The sequence below is a fragment of the Vibrio sp. 1727 genome, from assembly GCF_033344415.1.
Lineage (GTDB): Bacteria > Pseudomonadota > Gammaproteobacteria > Enterobacterales > Vibrionaceae > Vibrio > Vibrio alginolyticus.
Genome location: NZ_JAWPOT010000154.1, coordinates 1 through 848, shown reverse-complemented (window position 1 = coordinate 848; position 848 = coordinate 1). Strand labels below are relative to the sequence as shown.

1 protein-coding gene and 2 pseudogenes are annotated in these 848 nt (G+C 45.6%); 1 reads left to right on the top strand and 2 read right to left on the bottom strand.

Features of this window, described 5'->3' with window-relative positions; genetic code table 11:
* Positions 1-90, bottom strand: a pseudogene (locus tag R8O10_RS24480) (DUF4145 domain-containing protein); the annotation flags it as partial.
* Positions 91-331: 241 nt separating this feature from the next.
* On the opposite strand from R8O10_RS24480, the gene R8O10_RS24475 reads away from it, so the two are divergent.
* Positions 332-661, top strand: a complete 330-nt coding sequence (locus R8O10_RS24475) for a DUF2500 domain-containing protein (RefSeq protein ID WP_015297474.1) — start codon at positions 332-334, stop codon at positions 659-661.
* Between the two features lies 1 nt (position 662).
* Here the strand turns inward: R8O10_RS24475 and R8O10_RS24470 are convergent.
* Positions 663-848, bottom strand: a pseudogene (locus R8O10_RS24470) (acyltransferase); the annotation flags it as partial.

Genomic DNA, 848 nt, shown 5'->3' with positions numbered 1-848 from the left:
GTGCAACCCTTTCCCTTCTGCGTGATATTGAGTACGCAGAAGCTTTTCGATCGTTCGGGTACGCATGACTACTTTTTCAATATCTGACATCGTAACCCTCCTTTACTGACCTTCCCTTCGTTAGTCATTTCATTCTTCTATAAATTTAGAGCTTTTTCGAGCGGTTAAGTGCAATTTTCCTTTCAAATTGTGCCCTTGCACGCATATAAACTGTGAAGTCCGCCGAATAAAATCTACACCCCTTTTATTAGATCACGAATAGTTTATCTCAACTCATAGTTTAATCAGGGAGTTCTGTAGAATAGGGCCCAATGAAACATTGGAGGTTATCATGCCAATCTCACTTATCTTGGCCATTTTTGCCCTCATCGCCCTTGGCGCATGGGTGTTCTTTCGTTTCTACAGCAAACATTACGTTGGTGAAGATGCGCCAGAACAAAGTGTTCAAGTCACGATTTTAGACAAACAAGCGATCGATGTGCCGGATGCGCAGCCGGGACAGGACGACCAAGAATATTGGATTTATGTGCAACGTGGCCCAATCGGCCCGAAACGAGAATTCCAAATTGGCGTGCACTATTACCACGCGCTTAATCCAGGCGATAAAGGCACCCTGACCTACTGCGGCGACAAATTCCTACATTTCGCAATCAAACGCTAATTTACGGCAGTAACCAACGAGTCTTGGCTGATTTCGAGAACAGATAACTCATCGCCAAGGCTCCCGCCCCACTTAACACAATCCACACAGGGATCACCCATACCGGATGACCGGTATACCAACCGAACTCTTTCATCGGCCATAAGAAGATTGGGTGAAGTAAGTAAATGCCCAAGCTGTGCTGGCT

Coding starts and splice junctions, on each gene's coding strand:
- R8O10_RS24475 (WP_015297474.1), top strand. CDS start 332: ATGCCAATCTCACTTATCTTGGCCATTTTTGCCCTCATCGCCCTTGGC.